The sequence below is a fragment of the Streptomyces sp. NBC_01426 genome, from assembly GCF_036231985.1.
GTDB lineage: Bacteria > Actinomycetota > Actinomycetes > Streptomycetales > Streptomycetaceae > Streptomyces.
In genome coordinates, this window is sequence record NZ_CP109501.1 from 55997 (window position 1) to 78162 (window position 22166).

At 68.4% G+C, this 22166-nt stretch carries 27 protein-coding genes and 2 pseudogenes; 14 read left to right on the top strand and 15 right to left on the bottom strand.

The features are described from left to right. Positions 1-43 precede the first annotated feature (43 nt). The 4 genes from OG906_RS34725 to OG906_RS34740 all read left to right on the top strand — a co-directional run bounded on the left by OG906_RS34725 (position 44) and on the right by OG906_RS34740 (position 3630). The gene (locus OG906_RS34725; protein ID WP_329448269.1) at positions 44-448 is read left to right on the top strand and encodes an STAS domain-containing protein; all 405 of its coding nucleotides are present in this window, start codon (positions 44-46) and stop codon (positions 446-448) included. A gap of 1060 nt (positions 449-1508) precedes the next feature. Continuing rightward, a complete protein-coding gene (locus OG906_RS34730) occupies positions 1509-2165 on the top strand; it encodes a HemK2/MTQ2 family protein methyltransferase (protein ID WP_329448925.1) in 657 nt (218 codons plus the stop codon). A 49-nt stretch (positions 2166-2214) separates the two neighbouring features. Continuing rightward, the gene (locus OG906_RS34735) at positions 2215-2415 is read left to right on the top strand and encodes a CDGSH iron-sulfur domain-containing protein (protein ID WP_329448926.1); all 201 of its coding nucleotides are present in this window, start codon (positions 2215-2217) and stop codon (positions 2413-2415) included. Between the two features lie 462 nt (positions 2416-2877). Further along, a complete protein-coding gene (locus OG906_RS34740) occupies positions 2878-3630 on the top strand; it encodes a DUF72 domain-containing protein (RefSeq protein WP_329448270.1) in 753 nt (250 codons plus the stop codon). 129 nt (positions 3631-3759) lie between these two features. Here OG906_RS34740 and OG906_RS34745 read toward each other — a convergent pair whose 3' ends face one another. Then, a complete protein-coding gene (locus OG906_RS34745; RefSeq protein ID WP_329448271.1) occupies positions 3760-4260 on the bottom strand; it encodes a metallophosphoesterase family protein in 501 nt (166 codons plus the stop codon). A gap of 412 nt (positions 4261-4672) precedes the next feature. Between OG906_RS34745 and OG906_RS34750 the strand changes: the two genes are divergently transcribed. Continuing rightward, the gene (locus OG906_RS34750; RefSeq protein ID WP_329448272.1) at positions 4673-5725 is read left to right on the top strand and encodes an NAD-dependent epimerase/dehydratase family protein; all 1053 of its coding nucleotides are present in this window, start codon (positions 4673-4675) and stop codon (positions 5723-5725) included. 1021 nt (positions 5726-6746) lie between these two features. On the opposite strand, the gene OG906_RS43725 is transcribed toward OG906_RS34750, so the two are convergent. The 5 genes from OG906_RS43725 to OG906_RS34770 all read right to left on the bottom strand — a co-directional run bounded on the left by OG906_RS43725 (position 6747) and on the right by OG906_RS34770 (position 8825). Further along, on the bottom strand, positions 6747-6995 hold the full coding sequence (locus OG906_RS43725; RefSeq protein WP_443067493.1) for a DUF6233 domain-containing protein: 249 nt from the start codon (positions 6993-6995) through the stop codon (positions 6747-6749). A 331-nt stretch (positions 6996-7326) separates the two neighbouring features. Further along, positions 7327-7539 (bottom strand): hypothetical protein, encoded by a 213-nt coding sequence (locus tag OG906_RS34755; RefSeq protein WP_329448273.1) that lies wholly within the window; start codon positions 7537-7539, stop codon positions 7327-7329. Further along, entirely contained in the window at positions 7536-7916 is a 381-nt protein-coding gene (locus OG906_RS34760; RefSeq protein WP_329448274.1) for a hypothetical protein, read from the bottom strand. Before OG906_RS34760 ends, OG906_RS34755 begins: the two co-directional genes overlap by 4 nt. Further along, on the bottom strand, positions 7913-8170 hold the full coding sequence (locus OG906_RS34765; protein WP_329448275.1) for a hypothetical protein: 258 nt from the start codon (positions 8168-8170) through the stop codon (positions 7913-7915). Before OG906_RS34765 ends, OG906_RS34760 begins: the two co-directional genes overlap by 4 nt. A 127-nt stretch (positions 8171-8297) precedes the next feature. Further along, on the bottom strand, positions 8298-8825 hold the full coding sequence (locus OG906_RS34770) for a DUF6328 family protein (protein ID WP_329448276.1): 528 nt from the start codon (positions 8823-8825) through the stop codon (positions 8298-8300). Between the two features lie 353 nt (positions 8826-9178). On the opposite strand from OG906_RS34770, the gene tcmP reads away from it, so the two are divergent. Continuing rightward, entirely contained in the window at positions 9179-10306 is a 1128-nt protein-coding gene (gene tcmP / locus OG906_RS34775) for a three-Cys-motif partner protein TcmP (protein ID WP_329448277.1), read from the top strand. 39 nt (positions 10307-10345) lie between these two features. Here tcmP and OG906_RS34780 read toward each other — a convergent pair whose 3' ends face one another. The 3 genes from OG906_RS34780 to OG906_RS34790 all read right to left on the bottom strand — a co-directional run bounded on the left by OG906_RS34780 (position 10346) and on the right by OG906_RS34790 (position 12235). Continuing rightward, positions 10346-11092 carry a DUF5131 family protein gene (locus tag OG906_RS34780; protein WP_329448278.1) on the bottom strand — a complete coding sequence of 249 codons (747 nt, stop codon included), beginning with the start codon at positions 11090-11092 and terminating at the stop codon, positions 10346-10348. Positions 11093-11516: 424 nt separating this feature from the next. Further along, positions 11517-11867, bottom strand: coding sequence for a DUF6233 domain-containing protein (locus tag OG906_RS34785; protein ID WP_329448279.1), 351 nt, complete (start codon positions 11865-11867; stop codon positions 11517-11519). 5 nt (positions 11868-11872) lie between these two features. Then, positions 11873-12235 carry a hypothetical protein gene (locus tag OG906_RS34790; RefSeq protein WP_329448280.1) on the bottom strand — a complete coding sequence of 121 codons (363 nt, stop codon included), beginning with the start codon at positions 12233-12235 and terminating at the stop codon, positions 11873-11875. 157 nt (positions 12236-12392) lie between these two features. Here OG906_RS34790 and ku point away from each other — a divergent pair, with 157 nt between their 5' ends. The 4 genes from ku to OG906_RS34810 all read left to right on the top strand — a co-directional run bounded on the left by ku (position 12393) and on the right by OG906_RS34810 (position 15635). Continuing rightward, the gene (ku, locus tag OG906_RS34795) at positions 12393-13379 is read left to right on the top strand and encodes a non-homologous end joining protein Ku (RefSeq protein WP_329448281.1); all 987 of its coding nucleotides are present in this window, start codon (positions 12393-12395) and stop codon (positions 13377-13379) included. A gap of 273 nt (positions 13380-13652) precedes the next feature. Next, the gene (locus OG906_RS34800) at positions 13653-14435 is read left to right on the top strand and encodes an ATP-dependent DNA ligase (RefSeq protein WP_329448927.1); all 783 of its coding nucleotides are present in this window, start codon (positions 13653-13655) and stop codon (positions 14433-14435) included. Positions 14436-14758: 323 nt separating this feature from the next. Beyond that, the gene (locus tag OG906_RS34805; RefSeq protein WP_037792689.1) at positions 14759-14920 is read left to right on the top strand and encodes a hypothetical protein; all 162 of its coding nucleotides are present in this window, start codon (positions 14759-14761) and stop codon (positions 14918-14920) included. A gap of 358 nt (positions 14921-15278) precedes the next feature. Then, on the top strand, positions 15279-15635 hold the full coding sequence (locus OG906_RS34810; protein WP_329448282.1) for a PRC-barrel domain-containing protein: 357 nt from the start codon (positions 15279-15281) through the stop codon (positions 15633-15635). 105 nt (positions 15636-15740) lie between these two features. Here the strand turns inward: OG906_RS34810 and OG906_RS34815 are convergent, their stop codons facing one another. After that, the gene (locus OG906_RS34815; protein WP_329448283.1) at positions 15741-15917 is read right to left on the bottom strand and encodes a hypothetical protein; all 177 of its coding nucleotides are present in this window, start codon (positions 15915-15917) and stop codon (positions 15741-15743) included. Between the two features lie 68 nt (positions 15918-15985). Further along, positions 15986-16048: pseudogene (locus OG906_RS34820) on the bottom strand (restriction endonuclease); the annotation flags it as partial. A 128-nt stretch (positions 16049-16176) separates the two neighbouring features. Between OG906_RS34820 and OG906_RS34825 the strand changes: the two are divergent. Next, positions 16177-16815 (top strand): SMI1/KNR4 family protein, encoded by a 639-nt coding sequence (locus OG906_RS34825; RefSeq protein WP_329448284.1) that lies wholly within the window; start codon positions 16177-16179, stop codon positions 16813-16815. A 5-nt stretch (positions 16816-16820) separates the two neighbouring features. Here OG906_RS34825 and OG906_RS34830 read toward each other — a convergent pair whose 3' ends face one another. From OG906_RS34830 to OG906_RS34840, 4 genes and pseudogenes are all read right to left on the bottom strand, one after another. Next, complete coding sequence (locus OG906_RS34830; protein ID WP_329448285.1) at positions 16821-17624, bottom strand: hypothetical protein; 804 nt, start codon at positions 17622-17624, stop codon at positions 16821-16823. Between the two features lie 383 nt (positions 17625-18007). After that, positions 18008-18520: pseudogene (locus tag OG906_RS43730) on the bottom strand (trypsin-like peptidase domain-containing protein); the annotation flags it as partial. A gap of 12 nt (positions 18521-18532) precedes the next feature. Then, positions 18533-18856, bottom strand: coding sequence for a trypco2 family protein (locus OG906_RS34835; RefSeq protein ID WP_329448286.1), 324 nt, complete (start codon positions 18854-18856; stop codon positions 18533-18535). Positions 18857-19069: 213 nt separating this feature from the next. Then, complete coding sequence (locus OG906_RS34840) at positions 19070-19324, bottom strand: transposase family protein (RefSeq protein WP_329448928.1); 255 nt, start codon at positions 19322-19324, stop codon at positions 19070-19072. Positions 19325-19403: 79 nt separating this feature from the next. On the opposite strand from OG906_RS34840, the gene OG906_RS34845 reads away from it, so the two are divergent. From OG906_RS34845 to OG906_RS34855, 3 genes are all read left to right on the top strand, one after another. After that, positions 19404-21407 carry a WD40 repeat domain-containing serine/threonine protein kinase gene (locus tag OG906_RS34845; RefSeq protein ID WP_329448287.1) on the top strand — a complete coding sequence of 668 codons (2004 nt, stop codon included), beginning with the start codon at positions 19404-19406 and terminating at the stop codon, positions 21405-21407. A 68-nt stretch (positions 21408-21475) separates the two neighbouring features. Continuing rightward, positions 21476-21718 (top strand): hypothetical protein, encoded by a 243-nt coding sequence (locus tag OG906_RS34850; protein WP_329448288.1) that lies wholly within the window; start codon positions 21476-21478, stop codon positions 21716-21718. 46 nt (positions 21719-21764) lie between these two features. Then, positions 21765-22160, top strand: coding sequence for a hypothetical protein (locus OG906_RS34855; RefSeq protein ID WP_329448289.1), 396 nt, complete (start codon positions 21765-21767; stop codon positions 22158-22160). The last annotated feature ends 6 nt before the right edge of the window (positions 22161-22166 follow it).

Sequence of the window (22166 nt, forward strand, 5' to 3'; positions counted from 1 at the left end):
ATAACGGGTGCCGCAGGCCCCGCAGCTCCATGAGGAGAATGCATTGATCAGCCTGGAAACCGAGCAGCGCGGAGACACAGTGCTGGTCAGCGTGGTGGGAGGCCTCGACGAGATGGCGGGGCCCGCCCTGCAGCAGGCGCTGGATGGTGCTAACGGCGGAGCACAGGCGCTCATGATCGACCTGCACGGTGTGGGATGGATGGACGCGTCGGGGCTACTGCACCTTCTCGATCTGCACCGGCGCGGGGAGTGCTTGGGACTGCGGGTCCTTGTAGTGGGCTGGCAACCCCGACAGCTTCTTGCCGCTACAGCCGGCATCTCCGGGCCCGGTTCGGCCTCCGAGAGGCGCTACGCGCTCGCCGGCTTCCGGCATCTCCTCACCCAGCGCGCGCACCGCACCCACGACCTCGCCGCTCCTACGGCCTCCCAAGTCCCGGCCTGCAGATAGCCGGGTCTCGGCGTCCTCTACACCACAGCAGACGCCCAAGCCACTTCCGCACCGGCCTCGCGTTGGGACGCCGCCGCCTCACCCATGGGTGCCGCGCAGCGATTCGGTGGGCACGGAGCCGGCCTGGTGTGGACGGAGGGTGTCGACGATGTCCAGGAGGCGCCGGGACTGCGCCTTCCATCCGAGAGCACAGAACGCGACGTCCCGCGCGTACATGTCGCCGGCGGGGTCACGAGGGGCTGGCCTGCAGGCCCGTCACGTTAAGGAACCGCAGGCGGTGCTTGTCAAAGACCGGGCGAAAGTCGAGGTCGAGTTCACCCTCCAGCGCCGGAGACATGCCGGCCCAAAACGCCTCGTCGCGATACGGAAATCGAGTTTCATGCCGCCTCACCTGCCGTCGGCGGGAATCGTCCCGAATCGGCCCTGCCCCAGCACCGCCAGCGTCCGCAGCCCGCCCGGAATGCCGCCGCTTGTCCAGTGGCAAGGGCAGGCCAAAGCCAGGCATGCGTGTGCCAGTGCAGAGCGACGGAGGTGTCAGAGTCCCGTTTACACCGCGAGAGGCCCTACCAGCTTTTGGCGGAGAGCCCTCTTCCATCCGGTGCTCCCCCTATAGAGCCGCGGCCGGAAGAGGGCCTGTCGCGGACGCCGACCGGGGGCGGCCACGACGCCAACGTATACGCGACGACCTCAGCAGGCACTTCTTCACATCATGAAGGCGCTGCTTGCGCCGGGCCGCAACACCTGACCGGATGCCCCCGTCGGGACGCGTTGAATACCTCCAGGGGCTCAGGGGGTTTCCGGTTCGGGCAGGGTGGATCGTAGGCCGGGCGCCTTACCGCGGCCCTACTGGCCATTCACCGACTGTCGCCGGTGGGCGGAGGCGGACGCCGCCACCCCTGGGATCATGTCACCGCGGCCGGCAAGGTGATCGCCCGGGCCCTGGATGAGTTGCCTGGCATGGGGCAGTGGCACGACAAGGGCCGACGGCCTCCGGCCCGCGAGCGGGTCTCACTCATCACGGAGGTGGACCGTGGTCAGTACGGCACCGTCATCGGGCACCATGCCCGCAAGGCTGATGGCCCTCCCGGGCGTCTACCGGCCCCAGAGCGACACCCGCCTCGTGGCGGAAGCACTCGCTCGAGAAGCCCTGACACCCGGATCCCACGTTCTGGAGATCGGTACGGGCACGGGTGCGCTGGCCTTGCAGGCCGCCCGCCGAGGGGCCAGGGTCACGGCGGTCGACGTCTCCCGGCGCGCCGTGGCGACTGCACGGTTGAATGCCCTGCGAGAGTGGCTACCTCTGCGAGTGATCCATGGCGACTTTGCCTCAGCGGTAGCCGGTAGCCGCTTCGACCTGGTCGTCTCCAATCCGCCTTACGTCCCGGCCCCGGCGGCAGAGCTGCCAGTGCGGGGTCCGGAGCGCGCCTGGGATGCCGGCCGCGATGGGCGTGCGATCATCGACCGGATCTGCACGACTGCCCCCGCCCTTTTGCGTCCGGGCGGTGCCCTGCTCCTGGTGCATTCCGGCATGTGCGGAACCCAGGAGACCATCGACCGGCTCACCGCGAGAGGCCTGACAGCTGATGTCACTGCTCGGGCGTTCGTACCTTGGGGACCCGTTCTGCGATCTCGCCGAGCCTGGCTGGAGCGGCAGGGCCTGAGTGCCGCGGCCGAGGAACTCGAAGAGCTGGTGGTCATCCGTGCGCAGTCCCTTTGACAGCACCGCACGCCCGACGCCGGGCAAGGATCGTGCGCGCCGAGTGACAGTGGATCCACAGGGCCCGATCCTGATGGAAGGTCCGGTCGAGGTCGTCCTCGATGACGGGACCCGCGTGCGCTCGGACGGATTCCGAACCGCGATCTGCACCTGCCGCCGCAGTCGCACCTTTGCGTGGTGCGAGACCTGCCACCGCCCCCGCGAACGAGCCGTGCGCAGCCACCGTCCTGCTCGAGGACCGCCTCAGTGACCACATCACCACAGCCTGGACAACAGGCCGCAGCGCCCTGCTCACCCCCCTCACGGCCCGGGAACAGCGGACGGAAACTGAGGGAGCGCCTCAAGGGGGAGTTGGTGGTTGCCTTCCACTGAGCCTGCGCACAGAGTCTTCCGCAGCGGCTTGGGTGCGTGGTGATTTTGTTGCTCGTTCGCCGTGCCTTGAGCGGGCCGCGTGGTGATCATTTGACGTTTCGGGAGTGCTGATCGGCGCGGCCGCCGGCGCCCAGCATGCCGGTTGTCTCCAAGCGGGTGGATGGTGCCAGGCGGGGCAGCTCGGTACGGGCGATTCGGTTCGTCAACGCCACCGGTGGCACCCCTGGCCCTTGACCATCCCCCGAGAGCCTTCCGGCTGCGGACGTGGAAGTTAGGCGAGGCGGCGCCGCTGTCATGCCACCGTGGGTATGTCGAGTCCGGTGCCGGGCAGGCAGAGTGTATGGCTCTCTTCGTCGGTACGTCGGGGTGGCAGTATCGAGACTGGTCGGGCGTCTTGTACCCGGCGCAGCGGCCGCAGCGCCTGTGGCTGGAGGAGTACGCGCAGCACTTTCCCACGGTGGAGGTCAACAATGCCTTCTACCGCCTGCCCACGGCCGAGACGTTCGAGCAATGGCGAGCGCGCACTCCACCCGGCTTCGTCATGGCCGTCAAGGCGAGCCGTTTCCTGACCCATGTACGGCGTCTGCGCGAGCCGGCAGAACCGGTGCAACGACTCATGACGCATGCTGCTTACTTGGGCGACCGGCTGGGCCCAGTCCTCCTCCAGTTGCCACCGACGCTGAAGGCTGACGCGGCCGTGCTGGCCGCATGCCTGGCCTGTTTCCCCGCTGGCACGCGTGTCGCCGTCGAGCCGCGGCACGCGTCGTGGTGGACCGATGAGGTGCGCTCGGTACTCGTGAGCCGCAATGCGGCCTTGTGCTGGGCCGACCGCGGTTCGCGCCCCGTCACTCCACTGTGGCGGACCGCGGACTGGGCGTACGTTCGCTTCCATGAGGGACGAGCCAGACCGTCGCCCCGATACGGGGTGACCGCTTTGCGCAGCTGGGCGGACCGCATCGCGCACGCGTGGCCGCACGACACGGACGTCTTCGCCTACTTCAACAACGACCGGGGCGGTGCCGCAGTGGTCGACGCGCGGGCGTTCCACCGGCTGTTGTCCCACCGGGTAAGCATCAGTGACAGCCTTGAGTAGACAGACGACACGTGTGTGCGTGTAACGCCGAGGCATCCCTCACGTGGGCACGGCCGGGCGCTCACGACGGTGACCGCGAGGGACTCTGCGTGCCGGCGGTTGTGTCCTGGAGCTGGCCGTGGGGCAGGTTCAGCCCCGCAGGGGGAGAGGGTGAAGCGTCACGTCGTACACCCTTGCGTCCGCGATCATCAGCGACATGAACGAGCAGAACGGTTGGCGCCTGCGGTCCGTGGGCGAGCCCGGGTTGAGCAAGCGCAGTCTCCCGACACTGGTGTCCCACGGGATGTGGCTGTGGCCGAACACCAAGACGTCCACCTCGGGGAACCGTTCGGCGCAGCGCCGCTCCCGTCCGGCAGCTGCCCCGGTCTCGTGCACGACCGCGAAGCGCACTCCTTCCATCTCGGCGTAGGCGATCTCTGGGAGCATCCGGCGCAGTCCGGGGCTGTCGTTGTTGCCGTACACCCCGATCAACAGCCGCGCCCGGGACTCGAACAACTTGAGGGTGGCCTCGTCGATCCAGTCCCCGGCATGGATGACGGCATCCGCCTCGGCGACGGCATTCATGAGGGCTTCCGGGAGCGATTGGGCACGAACGGGAAGGTGCGTGTCCGAGGTCAGCAGGAGCCGCATGCCTCCCACGGTAGGCCCATGTGGCCACCGGCGCCTCGGCTTCCGCAACACCTTGGTGCACCACTACATGGACATGCGCTTTAGAGGGCCGTCGACTCACACTCGGCCTTGCTGGAAGTGATGCCGCATGGCCCGGAGCCGTCGGCACCCGGGACTGCCCACTGCGGAGCAGCTCATTCGGGGGTCGCGTTCGAGCCGTACCGGACGCGAGCCGTCTACTCAGGGAACCGAAGCTGTTCTCGGCAGCAGTCCTGGCCGCCGCTCCACGAACTCCCCGCCTCCGAGCGGGATCATCCGTTCGGAGTGTCGACAGCGGACATGGGGCGCGGCCGGCGGGGGTAACCGCGCCCTGTGGTTCACAGTGATCGTCGGTCACAGGGCACTGTTGCCTTGATGGAGAGGAACCGATCGGATGACGCCCCCAAGCCCCCCTTCGACCCCGCCGCCTGCGGGAAGTGGCGCCCGTATCGTCGTGGTCGGAGCCACCGGAAACGTTGGCACCAGCGTGGTCCGGCTCCTGGCCGACGACCCGGCCATCGACTCGGTCCTCGGCCTCGCCCGCCGCATCCCTGGATGGCGGCCCCCTAAAACCAGCTGGCGGGCCGTCGACATCGAGCCCGGCGGGCCCGACCTCGTACCGTTGTTCGCCGGTGCCGACGCGGTGATCCACCTGGCCTGGAAGTTCCAGCCCACCCATCGCCCCGCCGAGACCTGGCGCACCAACGTCCTCGGCAGCAGCCGCGTGTTCGACGCCGCGGCCGCCGCCGGCGTCCCCGCCCTGATCCACGCCTCCTCCGTAGGCGCGTACTCCCCCGGGCCCAAGGACCGGATGGTCGACGAGTCCTGGCCGACCCATGGCTGGCCCCAAGCCGCCTACACCCGCGAGAAGGCCTATCTCGAACGCCTCCTCGACACCTATGAACACACCCATCCCGGAATCCGTGTCGTACGCATGCGCCCCGGCTTCCTCTTCAAGCGCGAATCCGCCTCCGAGCAGCGCAGGATCTTCGCCGGCCGCCTCCTGCCGGGGCGCCTCGTTCGGGCGAGCGTCATCCCCGCGGTGCCGGACCTGCCGGGTCTGCGTTTCCAGGCACTGCACACCGATGACGCGGCCGCCGCCTACCTGGCAACCGTGTCTCGCCCGGTGAGCGGGGCTTTCAACCTGGCGGCCGAGCCCCCGGTCGACGCGAAAGTCCTCGCCAGGATCTTCGACGCACGAAGCTTCCCGATGCCCGCGGCGCCTGTGCGAGCAGCCTTGGCTGCCGCGTGGAAACTTCGCCTGGTGCCTGCCTCGCCCGACCTGTTCGACGCCGTCCTGCGGCTGCCCCTGATGGATTGCACTCGCGCGCACAAGGAACTGGGCTGGGAACCGGCGCGTACTTCCATCGAGGCCCTCCGGGAGTTCCTGGCAGGACTGCGAGACGGAGAGGGCATGGACACTCCGCCGCTCGCGGCACACCCGTAGCAACGCACTCTCGCAAGGAGCCAGTGGACCGCTGCGAAGGCCGTCGACGCCCCGCTGCGCATGGAGTGAGGCGAGGCGTTGAATTCCGTGAGAGCACCCTCCTCGAACGCCTTTGCGGTAGACGTCAGTCCGATCGAGTTCACGATCAGCGTGCGGAGGTTCTTCTCCGCGCCCGCAGACCGACCGGTGGCTTCACGAAGGGAGGCTACGAGGCCACGGAGGCAGACGCTCGGCCGGGGAATCCTGGGGCTGGGACGCCAACGGTGCCCCGTCTCCGCGCGGCTCGGCGGCTGGGAGTCGGTATGGGCGGGCGACCTGGTCGACAAGCTGACCGGCAGCGGCTGGCTGGTTCTCCCCCACACGGTAGGCCGGGCCGGTGGGGCAGTTGCTGCACCGTCCACACCTGCCGGTCACCGACGAAAGCCGCAGGCTTGCCGGCCGGCCGGGTCGGCACCCCGCTGTAGTCACCGCCTGCGAAAGGACGCACATGGCCAGCGCCCAGCCACACGCGGTGCTCGACCGGCTCCGGACGTCCCCCGCTCCCGGTCCCCCAAACGGTGACCCCGATCCGGTACTCCCAGCCCGCCGAAGTCCGACGCCGCTCATACAGGGAAGCCCGCAGTTCCTGCCCGTCAGGCATGACCGCGATCACCCGCGCACCGACTCCTACTATCCACCCCCTTTCCTCATCATCGGATTCTCCGAATGGGGCCCCTGCAGGGTCGCGCTCTCAGCCCCGGCACGGAAAGGGGCCATAGGGCTGTCGGACGAGCTGATCAGGGCATCCGTTCGGCTGACGTGCCAGCCGCCGGCGGCTTGACCCCGGCTGCAGCCTCGCCGCCGGCTTCCTCTGCGCTCGGACCGTACGGGGGCCAGCGGCGCGGCGGTCGTCCCCCGCGTCCCGCGCTCCCAGGGGAGGAAGAGGGGACTGGCAAGCACAGGGCGCTTCGGTACTGAGCCGGAAAGGGTGTGGTCGGCGACCTGCGGCGCCCGCGCCAGGCACTCCATCGGCCCGTTGCCATCAGCTGTCGAGCAACCCCAACTCGCTGTCGGGCCGGCACAGCGGGCACGCGATGGCAGACGGCACCGTGCGCAGTACTTCCAGGATCGTGTCGCGGGTGGCGGCGCGGCCGCGGCTGGTGACTTTGCAGGCGCCGGTGTGGATGCGGTCGGGGCGTCGGGCGGCGCCGATGCCGTATTCGATCCACCCGGGGTGGTTCCGGTGGCGGTAGGCGGTGGGCGCGCTGTTCGTCTGCGGCTCGAACCGCAGTGATCCGTTCGTCGACGCGGGCGAGGGTGAGCTCCAGCCAGCGGCGTATGGCCAGGAGCTGGTCCAAGGTCGGTGGCAGGGGCAGTAGTGGGTCCTGCATGGGGCGTCTACGCCGCCTCGTGCAGGACTTCGACCTTGTCCACCGCCTGCCCGTCTCGGCCCTCATGTCGATCAGCCACGCATCGATCTCCAGCAACTCGTCCGGGTCGAAGCGCACCGTCGTGGATACCGAGCCTGTCGTCTTGGGGGCGGGACGCCTCGTTGTGCTGATCAAGCCTGCTTCGGGCCCTCGCCCGGCCCGGCGGTGGCGGGCCGGGAAACACCGCAGGCGTCAGCCGGCGTCTGGACTGCGGCCGACGAGCTGCGTGAGCAGTTCGATGATCAGGGCCTGGTTGCGGTCGATCTTCTCGTCCAAGGCTTCAACACACCCCCCGAGTCCACCCACCTCTTGCGCCAGACCGGCGAGCTCCCGGTGAACTGTCGTCAGATCGGAGGCGATGCCGTCGTAGTAGGTCTCGACCGGCGGCCGCGCCTGGGCGCTCATGGGGTCAGGTCCAGGACCCTGACCGGCAGGCCCTCCCAGCGCTTCGGCACGGTGGTGGCCACGATCGCCCCTTCGGGCCGGTCCGCCGTGGGCTGTGCCGCGTGCTCGCTGTGGGCGGCCGCCCAGGTCTCCTGCTGCGCCACGGCGAGCGCGGCGGGAAGATCCAGGTCCAGGACGGTGATACCCGGCAGGGCTGCCAGGTGCTCGGCGGTTCCCGGGCGGGCCCGGTCGGCCTCTACGAGCGCGCATGAAGGCGCGTAGAGAAACCAGCCGGTCTCGGCGTGTGCGCGGTGGATCAGCCGGGAGGCCAAAACGTTGCCCTGCCCTGCCGCGGCCATGGCCGTCTCGTCCAGCACGATGTGCATCGCTTCGCTCACGGGCGCTGCACCTGCGCGAGGCGTCGGTCGAGTTCGTCGTCGAGTGCGTGCCCCTCGGCGGAGGTTGGGTCGTATCCGTTCCAGGCCCTCAACGCGGCTTGCGCCTTCTGTGCACGTTCGGCGCGCTCGGCCGGGGTCAGCATCGTCTCGGCCAGACGGGCCAAGTAGGCGCGCAAGGACAGCCCCTCGGCCGCCGCGATCGCGGCCAGACGGTCCTTGGCTTCCTCGGGGATTCTCACGTTGGCATCGGACATCGTGGTGCTCCTTCCCATGCCCCCAGGGTACGGGTACGTACCCGTACCCGTACCCGTACCCATCGTCATTCACTGGAGGGGTCCGGCACAGGCCATGCAGCAGGCAGCCGTCGGCTGGGCGGGCGGCTCAGGTCGGGTGTCGCCGGGTGTAGTGGCGCCTGGCCCATGCGGGCAGGAGGAACCACAGGGCGGCGACCCAGACTGTGATGCCGGTGGTGAGCCACAGCGCGAGGGCGTCGTCCGTGGCGATGCGCAGGACCAGCAGCAGGGTCAGGACCACTGTGGCGGCGAGCATGACGATGCCGGTCTTGGTCATGAGGGAGGCCAGTGCGACGGCCTGGGGCTTGATGTGGCGGCCGGCGACCAGGCGGTGGAGGGAGACCGGTCCGATCAAGGGGCCGGCCGTGGCGGCTCCCAGGGTCACGGCGCCGACGTACAGGGCCCGGTCGGTGTCGCCGAGATCGGTGAAGAGGGGCTGGAACACGGCGATGAGCAGAACGCCGAGCAGGATCTGCACGCCGGTCTGCGCTACCCGTAGTTCCTGGAGCAGGTCGGCCCACATGCGGTCCGCGCGTTCCTCGGGGCTTTCCTCTCGCCCGTCCCGTGGCCCTGGAAGCGCGCCGGACGGAGTCGGGCTCTCTGCTCGCCGTGCCATGGTCTGACCCCTTTGCCGACCGGGTCCCCCTCCACGCACTCTCCAGCATCCCATTTGCGACGAATGGGACACAGTTGAGTGTGGGTGTCGTTCGTCGGATACCCCGCCCGGCGGTCCGTGCTGAGCTGCGCATCCGCTCTCCGAACCGGCGGAGCAGCGACATATCCGAGACCTGATTAGGTCCCGCCGGCCTCATGCGGTCCCGCCCTCCAACCTGGCCCACCCCATGACGGTCTTGCCGGAGCTCCTCACCGTGCTTCACCATCTGTAATCAAGCAGGTACTGCGGAGCCGGGGGTGGGCATGTCGTCTGGTACGGGCGGAAGCTACTGGGCGGACAAGGCGCTGCCCAGCGTGTTCAAGCACGAGCTGCTCAAGCGCTACCTTCCGCAGTTCGGCGGGATGACGGGCTCACGATCGCACGACAAGCGCGTGGTCTATCTGGACGGATACGCGGGCGAGGGCCGCTACGAGAGCGGCGAGCCGGCATCGGCGGAGCTCGCGCTGCGCATCGCTGCGGACCTCCAGTCCCGGGCTGGGCTGACGCTGGAGTGCTTCTTCTCGGAGTCCCATCCGAAGTCGTCCGATCTCCTGCAGGAAGTCGTCCAGCAGTACCGTGCGAGTGGTGTGCTGGCACATGCGCACCGCGGTGAGGTCGATGGCGTCCTCGACCAGGTCGTCGAGCGGGCCGAGCAAGAGCCGCTGTTCCTCTTCCTGGATCCGTGCGGCCTGCTCCTGCCCCAGGACCGGCTGGTGGACGTGCTGTCTCGCAAGCGGCCGCACAAGAAGTGGCCCCCGACTGAGTTGCTGATGAACTTCAGCATGATGGCCGTCTGGCGCCTGGGCGGACACGTCCGCTCCCCACAGGGCAACGAGAAGTCGCTGCAGCGCTTCGATGACGTGTGTGGCGGGACCTGGTGGCGCGAGTACTTTGCCGACGCGGTGGCGTCCCGCGAGAAGGAGGAGGCGGCGCAGGACGCAATCGAGGCGGTGGCGGCCGAGTACCGCCAGCGCCTGGCCCGACGTACAGGCATGCTCGTGCAAGCGGTGCCCGTGTCGCACTCACCGCGCAAACGCGCGGTCTACCAGCTGGTGTTCGCCACTCGTAGTCCCTACGGCGTGTGGGTCTTCGGTGACAGCGTCGCCCGCGCCCGGAACGAGTGGTGGGAGACGCTCGAGATGCGCGAGGACGACGCCCTGTTCTCGGTGACTTCGGTTACGCGCCCGGACCCGAAGGAGGTCGAGGCCAGGGCGGTGCCGCAGATCGCGGCCAACCTGGAGAAGCTCCTGCTGACGGGGCGGCCGGTCAAGCTGGTCGATCACCCGCTGGAGATTTTCGGCTCGTTCTACGGTCAGGTCACCGAGCCGGCGGTGCGCAAGGCCGTGCAGCTCCTGCACGGGCAGGGCAAGACGCCCAGCAACGGTGTGGGAGTACGCCGGACCCGGGAGATCACCCTCTACCCCAGGAACCGCGCGGCCTGAACTGACGCCGCCACAGCCAATGGTCTGGGACGGTCCCGCTCAGGCCGGGACCGTCAGCGGCATCTGGTCCCAGGTCCGCCCCTCGAGCGTGCGGCCGCCGGCCTTCGGGGTGTGGCCACCCCACTGCTTGAAGAAGAACGCCACGTTCTCCTCCACGCACTGGTCCCGGATCTGTGTCACCCAGGCGGGATCCATGGGCCGATGCTTAGGCCCGGACTCGCCTCCTGCGATCACCCAGTGGATGCCCTCCAGGTGCAGGCCGTCGAGCGAACCGAGCAAGGGCTCGCAGGACAGGAACCGAACGGCGGCCGGCACCTGCCGCAGATCGTCCACCCGCGGCAGCTCCTTCGCGGTCTCCACCGACACCCCCATCCACACGTTGGCCGGCCAGTCGAGCCGATCGGCGACCTGCCGCAGGCGGCGGGCACGCTTGGTCAGCACCTGGTAGGTGTGCTGGGGGGTGTCGGCCATGACCTCGAAGACACGTCGGACGAAGTCGAGCGGGACCCGGGCGTGGAAGAGGTCCGACATGGAGTTCACGAACACGATGCGCGGGCTCTTCCATCCGTACGGGACGTCCAGCGCGTCGGGGTGGACCGTGAGATCGAAGCCCGGCCCGGATGTTCTCGGATCCCCGTCGTTCTGGTACTTGGCCGCACCCATCGCCTTGAGTCTCTTCGCCAGAGTCAGGGCGTAGCAGTTGTCGCACCCCGACGAGACGCGGTCACATCCGGTCGTTGGATTCCAGGTCGCCTCAGTCCATTCAATGGAACTCCGGTCAGCCACTGGTTCGCCTCCATCTCGCCCCGCCCGTTCCGGCACCCCTGGCCCATCAGCGGCACAGCTATCGGAACGGGCCCCGCCATACAACCATCCCTGAGCACCCTCCTTTATCGGAACGGCGAGTGCCGTTGGCCGGATGGGCGCCACCTGCGGGAGCCGTCGCAGCACGAGACCAGGTCATCGCGGCAGTTGGGGCGTTCAGACACCAGCCTCAATCAGCGTGAACGCCTCAGCCTGGCGGCCCGGGACGGGTGATAGCCGCAGGGCGTCTGGCGGGAGCCGGTCCGGTTGGAAGCCATCGGGCCGGCCCCCCATTCGTCCGCTCCCGCCACGGGCCTCTGCAAGACAGCCTCCGCTGACCTCATGGCCCCTGGGTTGGCCGGCGCACGTTCCGTTGAATTGGGCCCGCTCCCCGACTTCCAGCGGATCAGCTGTCGAGGAGGCCGAGTTCGCTGTCGGGCCTGCACAGCGGGCACGCGATCGCCGACGGCACCGTGCGCAGTACTTCCAGGATCGTGTCGCGGGTGGCGGCGCGGCCGCGGCTGGTGACTTTGCAGGCGCCGGTGTGGACGCGGTCGGGTCGTCGGCCGGCGCCGATGCCGTATTCGATCCACCAGTGGGGTGGTTCCGGTGGCGGTAGGCGGTGGGCGCGTTGTGCGTCGGCGGTGCGAACTGCGGTAATTCTTTCGTCGACGCGGGCGAGGGTGAGCTCCAGCCAGCGGCGTATGACCAGGAGTTGGTCCAAGGCCGGTGGCAGGGGCAGGAGTGGGTCCTGCATGGCTGCTACGCCGCCTCGGCCACTTCGATGCGGGGTTCGGCGGGGCGGGTCTGCTTCTTGAGCCGCATACGGGCGTCCACCAGGACGTCGCGAGGAACCGTTGCCCAGTGGGGGTGGTCGGCGACGGCGTTCGACAGTTCCCGGATCTCGGCCCACATCCGGTCGACCGTCTCCTTCTGTTCGTCGCTCCAGCCGGGGCTGTCGGGGACGTCGCCGCGGTGGGAGAACCTTTCGCCGCGCTTCCAGCCGGTCTGGGGTTCCACGCTCCAGGGAAGGTCGGCGAGGTAGGTGCGGTGTTCGGCGTGGGCGCGGTGGAGGCGCTCCTGGAGTTGGAGGAGGTCGTCGGGGAAGGTGCTCTGGTCGGTCACTCTTGAATCGTAAACCTGTTCGATTCCGTGAAAGAAGTCGGCGCTCCGGTTCGTGACCCGTTCGGCGGACAGGCGCGCGGGCCGGCGGCGAGGTCGGGTGGCGCGGAGCGGGTAGGCGCCGTGAGCTGGAGGAGGGGGTTGTGGAGGAGGTGGCGTCGTGGCGCGTCCGGTGTGGGCCGGGAATCTGTCGTTCGGGCTGGTCAGCCTGCCGGTGGGCTTGTACGCGGCCACCGACAGCCACACGATCCACTTCCACCAGCTCCAGCGCGGGACCGCGGATCGGATCCGCAACCGTCGCGTGAACGAGCGCACCGGGGATGAGGTCGAGCTCGACGACATCGTCAAGGGCTACGACGTCGGCGGCGAGTACGTCCTGGTCGAGCCGAACGAACTCGACGAGATCGCCCCCGGCCGCTCCCGGTCGCTGGAGATCACCGGGTTCGTCGACCTGGACGAGGTGGACCCGATCTTCTTCGACAAGACCTACTACCTCGGGCCGCGGGGCTCCGAGTACGGGAAGGTCTACAGCCTCCTGGAGCAGGCTCTCGCGAAGGCCGGCAAGGCGGGCATCGCCACCTTCGTCATGCGCCAGCACGAGTACCTCGTCGCCCTCAAGGCCGAGAACGGCCTCCTGACCCTCCATACCCTGCACTGGGCCGACGAGATCCGGGACCCGAAGAAGGAGATCGACAACCTCCCCGGCAAGACCAAGGCCTCCGAGAAAGAGCTGAAGATGGCCGAGCAGCTCATCGAGACCCTGAGCATGACCTGGGACCCCGACGAGTTCCACGACACCTTCCAGGAGAAGGTCGCCGCCCTCATCGACGCGAAGAAGGCCGGCGACACCGTCGAGAAGGCCGAAGAGCCCGCGCAGCCCACCGGCGCCGTCGACCTCATGGAAGCCCTGCGCGCCAGTCTCGAACGCACCGGCAGCTCCAAGGCCACCGGCGGGAAGGCCACCGCCTCCGGCGAGACCGCGGCCGCGAAGAAGCCGGCGGCGAAGAAGCGAATCCGCTCGACGCCCAAGGAGGACCTGAGGAGCCTGTCGAAGGCCGACCTCTACAAGAAGGCCGCCGCCGCCAACCTCCCCGGCCGCTCCAACATGACCCGCGAAGACTTGGTCAAGGCCCTGTCCCGCACATGACCCCAACACCCGGCTCGCGAACGGAGGCCACGCGATGACGCTGCGGCCACCGGTGGAACCGATGCTGGCACAAGCCGCAGAGACGATCCCACCCGCGGGCATGCTGCGGAATGTGGCGTACGAGCAGAAATTCGACGGCCACCGAGCCCTCCTGTTCACCCCGCCCGCCCCCGGCGAGCAGGTGCTGCACCAGACAAGACGGGGCTCACTCATCCAGGACGCCTCCCCGACCTCGTCGCCGACGACATCGAACAGCTTCCCCACGGCCTGGTCCTGGATGGCGAGCTTCTTGTCTGGGATCCCACGGAAGGCCAGCTGTCCTTCGAGGCGCTCCAGCGCCGGGCCGCGGCGCGTGCCCGCGGCGCCGCCGCCTTGGCGGTTCGAACACCCGCCTACTTGATCGTCTTCGACCTTCTCCAGGCCGACGGCATCGAGCTGCTGAGCCTGCCCTATCGGGAGCGTCGCCGAAGGTTGGAAGTGCTGTTCGCCGCCTGCGGCCTGAGTGCGCCGTGGACGCTGTGCCCAATGACCACCGACCTCGCGAAAGCCCGCGAGTGGCTGGAGTCCTGGACGGACGTCTCCGGCGTCGAAGGCATCCTCATCAAGAACACCAACCAGCGCTACCTGCCCAACCACCGTGGCTGGACCAAGATCCGCCGCCGGGACACCACCGAAGCGATCATCGGCGCCATCACCGGCGCTCTCGCCCGCCCTCAACTCCTCATCCTCGGCCGCCATGACGACAGCGGCCGCCTCCGCTCCGTCGGCCGCACCGTGGCACTGCGCCCCGACCAGGCGCGCCAGGTCGCCGAACATCTGGAGGCCGCCGATCCCGGTCACCCATGGACTGGCGCACGGTTCGCGGCCGCGTGGGGGTCCCGCGAGGTCCTGGACGTCGTGCTCGTCCGGCCGGATCTGGTGGCCGAGGTCAGCGCCGACACGGCCGTTGACCGCGGAGGTGTTCATCGCCACCCCCTGCGGTTTCGTCGTCTCCGCATGGATATGGCCGTCCAGGAGGCGCCGCTCTTCGGCGCTGGCAGCAGGGCGGCGGGATGACCTATTCGGACCGCGTGCCCAGTTCGAATCAGGTGCTTGGGCCGGGCCGCTGTGCTCGCTGGTGCGCAGCGGTTTTCGCCCGGTGGCTGCGGTGTTCGGAGATGCCGTGGTCCGCCGGTTCGCTCGCGAGGAGCATGGCGGTGATGCGTTGGATTTTGCGGTCCAGGTCGAGGGCCAGGCGCGGGCGTTCGCCTCCATGGGCAGGGAGGGCACGGGCAGGATCGGCCGATACGGCTGCCCATCTGCGAGGATAAGAAACACCTAAATTCGAGATGCATGGTCGGAGCGCGGTCGGGCACAAGGTGCTTCGGAGGTTGATAATCATGGTTCCCCTGCTTCTTGTTCTTCTGTTGGCTCTGATTCTCTTCGGCGCGGGTTTCGCGGTGAAGATTCTCTGGTGGGTCGCCATCGCCGTCCTGGTGCTGTGGCTCATCGGATTCGTCGCCCGACCCAAGGGCGGCAGCGGTCGCTGGTACCGCTGGTAGACCGCCACGTCTGACGCAGCTCAGGCTTGGTTTGACTGTGGCCTGTCACCCCCGATCGGCGAGGGTGGCAGGCCACAGTCATGTCTCCGTCCGAGGTCTGGTTTTGCCTTTCCGGGTGAAATCGGATATCGGGGGTAAGAGGGCCGACAGCGGGGGCGGTCGCCGTGACGCAGCAGGGGACACTGCTCACCTCCAAAGATCGGCGGCCGTCCCAGCCCGAATCAAATCCAAGTGTGTGTAGCCGCGAATGTGGGGCATGCGGAGGTCAGGCCGGAACACATGTTCCGCCGCACGCATATCACGAATATGAATTCGGTCGGGAATTCATTTTCCCGGCCCGTAAAGGAGTTGATTTCGGATGACCGAGAACCTGTGGGGCTACCGTGAGACGTCCGGTCGTCTGGCCGCCGACACCACCGACCTGACCGGCTACAAGGTCGAGGCCAGCGACGGTTCCATCGGCAAGGTCGACAAGCACTCCGACGAGGTCGGCTCCGCCTACATCGTGGTCGACACCGGCCCGTGGATCTTCGGCAAGGAAGTCCTCCTGCCCGCCGGTACCGTCAGCCGCGTCGACGCCGACGATAAGAAGATCTTCGTGGACCGCACGAAGGAGCAGATCAAGAATGCTCCCGAGTTCGACAAGGACAAGCACCTCGGCAACGCCGACTACCACCAGCAGGTCGGCGGCTACTACGGCCAGAACCGCCTCTGACCCGCACACGCAGTATCAGCACGGGGCGGGGCGGCAACCACACGGTTGCCTCCCCGCCCCGTCTCGTCTTGTCGGGCTCCGCCGTCCGTCGTCCTCTTCGGCCGGTCAGGCAAAGGGGCGTCGCTTGGTGCCGCCGCCACTGCCGTTCAACGGGATCAGCGTCTCCAAGTGAGCGCCCTTCACCCAGGAGCCCAGCAGATTGCGGTGCAGGGCCACGATGTCCTGGCGCAGCGCCAGGCCCAGCGCGTCCCTCGTGAAGGCGTGGCTGGTGGTGACGAACAAGGCGACGGGGCGGTGCCGACGAACTTCTGCATGTCCTGTGAGGGCACGCTCCGGTGCGCCGCGTACTTCTTGCACTGGATGACGAGCTTGCGGCCGTCGGCCAGGTAGCCGACGACGTCCGCGCCCAGGTCGCCGCTCTTGCCGCTGACGACGACCCTTCTGCAGCCGTCTCTTCGTAGGTGTTTTTCAACTCCTGTCGGGCAGGCTGAACAGCCTGCCCGGGAAGCGACCTGTCAGTGCGGCCGTCTATGTTCAGCGCATGACACAGATAGATCTTTCTGCGTTCGAGCGTGAGTGGACTCGCTTTGAGTCATGGCTCCAGGCGAACTCACCCGCTGATCACACCATGCTGCGAAGGCCAGCGGCCTCCGAGCAGCTCATTGAGCTGGAGTCGCGACTCGGCTTCGAGCTGCATCCGGAGCTCAGGGCACTGCTGCAGCAGCACGATGGAGCCGCTGAACCTGTTGCCGCTCCCGGATCCGGCAGACGCCTTCCCGCTGGTGCATTTCTCCCGTCCGGGCACCGGCTGAGCAGCGTGGAGGACATCGCGTCGATGTACGACGTGATCGTGGACGTCGGCAAAGACAACATCGATGCTGACCTGTGGGAGGACGATGCCCTGGCCGTAAATCTGCATCGCTGCGTGCCGTTCGCGCTCCCCAATGACGGCGGGGTTGCCTTCGTCGATCACCGGCCTGGCACCTCATACGGTCACGTGTATGAGATGGGCATCGGGTCCGGGGACCTGGACGGGACCCTATGGGCAACCAGTCTGACACAGCTCTTTCGCGCCCTGGCCGACGCGTTGGAATCAGACGGTCCGTTCCTCTACTACTGGCCCACACCTTTCGAAGACGCATCAGGCCACCGTTGCTTGGAGTGGCAGATCCGAACCTGAAACGGTCAGCTATATCTTCCTCTCCCAGCAGCGGTCAGGACGTCGTCGAAGGCAGCGAGCTGGAGGGCGTCAGGAGGGGCGGTTGTTCCGTAGCCGCGGTGGTGGACGTCGAAGCCGGCCCGGACGGCAGCCCTGCCGTCGCGCGCGGTGCGTGCGCCAGCGAGGAATTGGACGGTGATCAGGGTGCGCATCAGTTTGTCGTCGACGGCAGCCTCGGGCAGGCGGGCCTCGGCGACGCGTCGTACGTACTCTTCTTCATTCGCAAGGAGGACCTCCATGGGGTGGTCCTTCAGCGCGAAGGAGGGGTTGGCATGGGCCAGCACGTCAGCAAGCGCGACGATGTGGTGGTAGATCACTGGCTGCCCGGCGCCGTGCTCAAGGCTGGCGCCGTAATGGCGGGGCGCATCGGCAACGACATTGTCGGGCCACGTGTCGTCACCATGTCCGGTTTGCTGCAGCAGCCGAATGCGGCGAGCGAACGCCGATTTCGCTTCTACGTAGATGTCCTCGACGCTGTAGTGGGCGAGCGCGTCTGCGGGAGTGAGGGAGAAGTCCTGGCTGACCGGGCCGACATGGCGTGTGCGCAGGTAACGGCGCAGCGTTGGCCACCATGTGTCGTGTCCGCGGGCCAGGAGCAGGAGCCGGAGAGTGGCGCCGTCGTGGAGGTCGGCCAAAGCCGAGGTGAGGTCGCGAATCTGAGGGAGGCGGGTTTCCGCGAGGTCGATGGCGAGAAGCAGCGGGTACCTGGCCGAGGTGAGGACCTGGTATTCGGCTGGCTCGGTTTTACAGCGAGGAAGCCGCCGCCCCATGGCCGCTGGCCGGGGGTGGCGGCAAGGCGGTGTAGGACGTCGGTAACCAGGCGGGACTTGCCCGTGCCGCCCAGACCTGTCACGGCTGCGACGTCGATGCGGTCCGAGCTCCTGCACCACTGTTCGATCCGGTGGACGAGGTCGCTCATGCCGGTGAGGTCGACGGCTTGGGAGCGCGGATCGAGCAGGTGGGTGGAGGACAGCGTCGGATCGGGTGCGTTGTCCAGCAGCGGCCTGATATCGGCGGGCTGAAGGCGTGGGGGCATGGCGGTGTGGGCGGCGACCGCCTGGACGAATCCGTCGGCGGCCAGCAGATGAGAGAGGGGCACCACCATCAGACATCGGTCCCACCGCCGGTCCACCAGACGGGCAAGCCCGATCAGGACACCGTTGCAGAAGACGCCGGCTCCGGACAGTCCCTGCCAGTTCGTCACCTCGGTCGCCACTGCGCCGTCGACTGCGAGGGCGTACAACTTCGAACGGGATCCGGTGTGCGGGGCGATGGTCCCCTCTACCGTCTTCAGGTCGTCGACGTACTGCTCGGGGCGGCTGGAAGCCCGGCGTTGCATCGCCTTGGGAAAGCCGTTCATCGAGCACACGGGCCGCCAGGCCGGGTAGTCACAGACCAGTTCACCCCAGCGCACAACGCCCAGGCCAGCTCCCACCAGGTCGCGATCGGCCTTCAGCAGGACCGCGTCCAGCTCAGGGCTCTCCCACACCACCACCGCCTCGGTAAATCCGGCGCTCGAGATGTCCCGGACTGTGTTGGCACGGCCCTCCCCGGGCAGAGCCACGTGGTAGGCCGTGAGCACGAGGCCGGGCGCGACCAAGCAACCGGTTCCGTAGGACTGCTGGTTCTGAACTTCGACCGTCCGCAGGACCAGTCCTCCCGCCATGACCCGGCCCCGCTACTGCAAGCCGTCCACTGGGCCACCACGGCCTCGACCAGAGTCACCGATCAGCAGATCACTGCCCTCGGTACTCGAGGCCACCGCCAAGGTGACCGTCATCCGGTGTGCGGCCGTCTTCGCGCGCTCGCCCTTCGCGTCCGCGGACACGACGAATGCCTTCACTCCGCCGCCCGCCGACACGGTGTGCCGCAGCTCGATTCCCAGATCCAGCACGATTTCCTTGACCGTGAACCGAATCGGCGATCCGCTCCCGTCAAGCTGCGCGGCCGCCAGGCCCCCGCGCCCCGCCTTGATCGCCTCGGACAGTTCGGTGGGCTCCAACTCCGTGCTCTTCCCCTTGATCTCTTCTGTGCGGAGATCCAGTCTGCCGGGCAGTGGGCCCGCGGCGGAGGGAAACGGCCGGTTCGACCACTACGGGTGCGGTCCCTTGTGCACTGAGCCTCCGCCAACCTGAAAGTCACAGGTCAGCAGGGCTGGTGTGACCGTGCTCCGGGGTGCTGGTCGTGGGCGGCTGTCTGCGCCGTAGATCGTCCGTCAGCGGTTGATTTCGAGGTTTGTCAGGATGAGCAGGGCGCGCAGGAGGTGGGTGGCGCGGGCGGGGTTGGTGCGGAGTTTGGTGAGGGCCCGCCAGTTCTTGAGGTGGGCGAAGCCGTGCTCGACTGGTGCGCGTCCGACGGCGAGTACGCGGTTGGCTTCCTTCTGGCCGGGAGTGAGCTTGTGGGTGCGGGCCTGTGGACGCGCGGATGACCTCCGCCGAGCCCCGTTCGCGGGTGGACCGGTGAGTGAGATCCCGCCGCACCCTCAAGTGTCGTGTCCGGACTTCTCGGACATCGCATACGACGGGCGTGATCGCCGTACAGTGGCCGCCATGGTGGGGAACGAGGGCCGGCTCGTGGCCGGCCGGTACCGGCTGACCGCGTTGATCGGCCAGGGTGGCATGGGTCGGGTGTGGCGTGGACAGGACGAGCGGCTGAACCGGCAGGTCGCGGTCAAGGAAGTGCTGCTGCCGGCGGGGCTGTCGGCCGGGGAGCGTGCGGAACTCATCCAGCGCACGGCTCGGGAGGCCGAGGTTGCCGCGAGGCTCGGACATCCGGGGATTATCACGGTGCACGACGTGGTGACCGAGGGGCAGGCGCCGTGGATCGTCATGGAGTACGTCTCCGGACCGTCGTTGGCCCGGCTCGTCGAGCGGGAGGGGCGGCTGACATGGCAGCGGGCCGCCGAGGTCGGTGCCCAGATGGCCGACGCCCTCGCGCACGCTCACGCCGAGAAGGTCGTGCACCGGGACCTGAAGCCCGACAACGTCCTGGTGCTGGAACGACGGACGGTCATCACGGACTTCGGGATCGCGAGGGTCCTCGACGGCTCGGCCGGCACACGGCTGACCCGGACCGGAGTCGTCATCGGGACGCCCCAGTTCATGTCGCCCGAGCAGATCGAGGGGCGGGAGGCGACATCTGCCGGAGACGTGTGGGCGCTCGGCGCCACGCTCTACGCCGCCGTCGAGGGGACGGCGCCCTTCGACGCACCGAACCTGACCGCCCTCTTTCACGCGATCCTCAGCAAGGCCCTCCCGCCGCCCCGCCACGCGGGACCGCTCGCTCCGCTTCTGGAATCCATGCTCGTGAAGAACGCGGACGAGCGGCCCCGCGCCGCCGTAATCGCCCGCCGGCTGGGTGAACTCCAGGGACGGCGACCGTCCACCGCCACGGCGGGAGAACAGCCGCCCGAGCCACCCCGTCCGGTCGCTCGGCTATCCACCGTCACCGCCCCGGCGCGCGTCCCGCAGCAGGCCGTAGGCACGCCGCCGGTGCATCCGCCCACCGAGCTCGACTCCCCCGCCCCGCCGCGACCGCCGGCCCGTGTGGTCCCGGAGGTGCGGCCGATGGCGGAGCCGCGCCGGCGGGCGCTGCTCCTCGCGGGCGCCGCGGCGCTCACCACGGTGGCGGGCGGCGGATGGTGGGCGTGGAAGGCCGGTGGGCAAGGAGAGTCCGGCCGCGCCAGCGACACACGGCTCTCCGGTCACACCCGAGGTGTCTACGCCTTGGATTTCAGCCCGGACGGCAGGTACCTCGCCACCGGGAGCGAGGACCGTACCGCGCGCCTGTGGAATGTGGCCACGCGAAAGTCGACGATCCTGGCCGACGATGACGGGCCCTTCTGGGCGTTGGCGTTCAGTCCCGACAGCGCTCTCCTCGCCGGAGGCAGCGACGATGGCACCATCAGTCTGTGGAACGTGGCGGCCGGAACGCGCGTCGCCACCCTCAAGGGGCTTGAGGACGACGTGGTAGCGGTCGCCTTCAGCCCTGACGGAAAGACCCTCGCGAGCCGCGGAGTCGAGTCCGCCGTCGCGCTGTGGAACGTCGGGAGCCGTCGGCTCGAAAGCGAGCTCGAAGGCCACACCAGCAGGGTGTCGTCCCTGGCGTTCAGCCCTGACGGCAGGGTCTTGGCCAGCGGCGCCTGGGACAACACCGTGCGCTTGTGGAACGCGCACAGCCGTGCGCCGATCGGCACACTGACGGGTCACACCAACTACGTCAGCTCGGTGGCGTTCAGCCCCGACGGCAGGACGCTGGTCAGCGGGGGCTGGGACAGTACCGTGCGCCTCTGGAGCACGATCGGCCGCGAGATGACCGGGACGCTGAGCGGTCACACCGAAGTCGTCCGGGCCGTCGCGTTCAGCCCGAACGGGAAGACCGTAGCGAGCGCGGCCGAGGACGGCTCGGTCCGGCTCTGGGACGTGGCCGGGCCGCAGACCGCGGGGGTCGTTCTGTCCGACCATGCCGGAGCACTGTGTACGGTCGCGTTCAGCCCCGACGGGAAGATGGTGGCCAGCGCCGATACGGCCGTGCGGTGGTGGAGCGTCGTGTGACATCCGCCTGCCCCGCCCGTCGGTGGCCGGCGGAGCCCGCGGCGCCCTTGGTGTCGCGAAGGACTGCGATGGCTGGTCCTCCGTCGGGGACGGCCAACCTCCTGCTCGACTACCTCCAGGCCCTGCCCGCCAACACCCCTGCCATCAAGCAGAACTTGCCCTGGCTCTTCCCCGGCCGCCGCCCGAGCCAGCCCATGAATCCCGGCACTTTGCGCGACGCGCTGCGGAAACTCGGCGTCCCGGCCGAGAAGGGCCACACCTCGGCCATCCGCCAGCTCGTCCTCCTAGGGCCTGTCCGATGGGTCGTATGAGCTGATCAGGGACGTGGCCTACTGTTCGCGGAACGAAGGGGGCCGCATGGCGCGCGATACAGCCGAAGCAGAGGCGGGGATAAAGGGGATCACGTTTCCTGCCTGGCACGGAAAGCACTACGTGACGCTGGCTGAGCTGCTGGTTCGCCTCGGCAGCTTCGGCCTAGACCTGACGTGGCGCGTCGAGTTCGACGAGATCGTCGATCCTCGCTGTGTCGAGATGGAGAGACGGTCCGCCGACGCCGGCATGGACACGTTGACATTGTTGTCGCTGACGACCCCCTTCCTCCAGCTGATCGATGCCGAGGCACGTGGGTTCGCCGGGGACGAGCTGGTGCTCGTCCTGACCGAGTTCGACAGCTCCGTGTGGGACGTCAGGGCTGTTGACGAGCGCGTACTCAGCGAACTTCGCCACCACTACCCGGGTGCCCAGGACCTCTGAACGGGG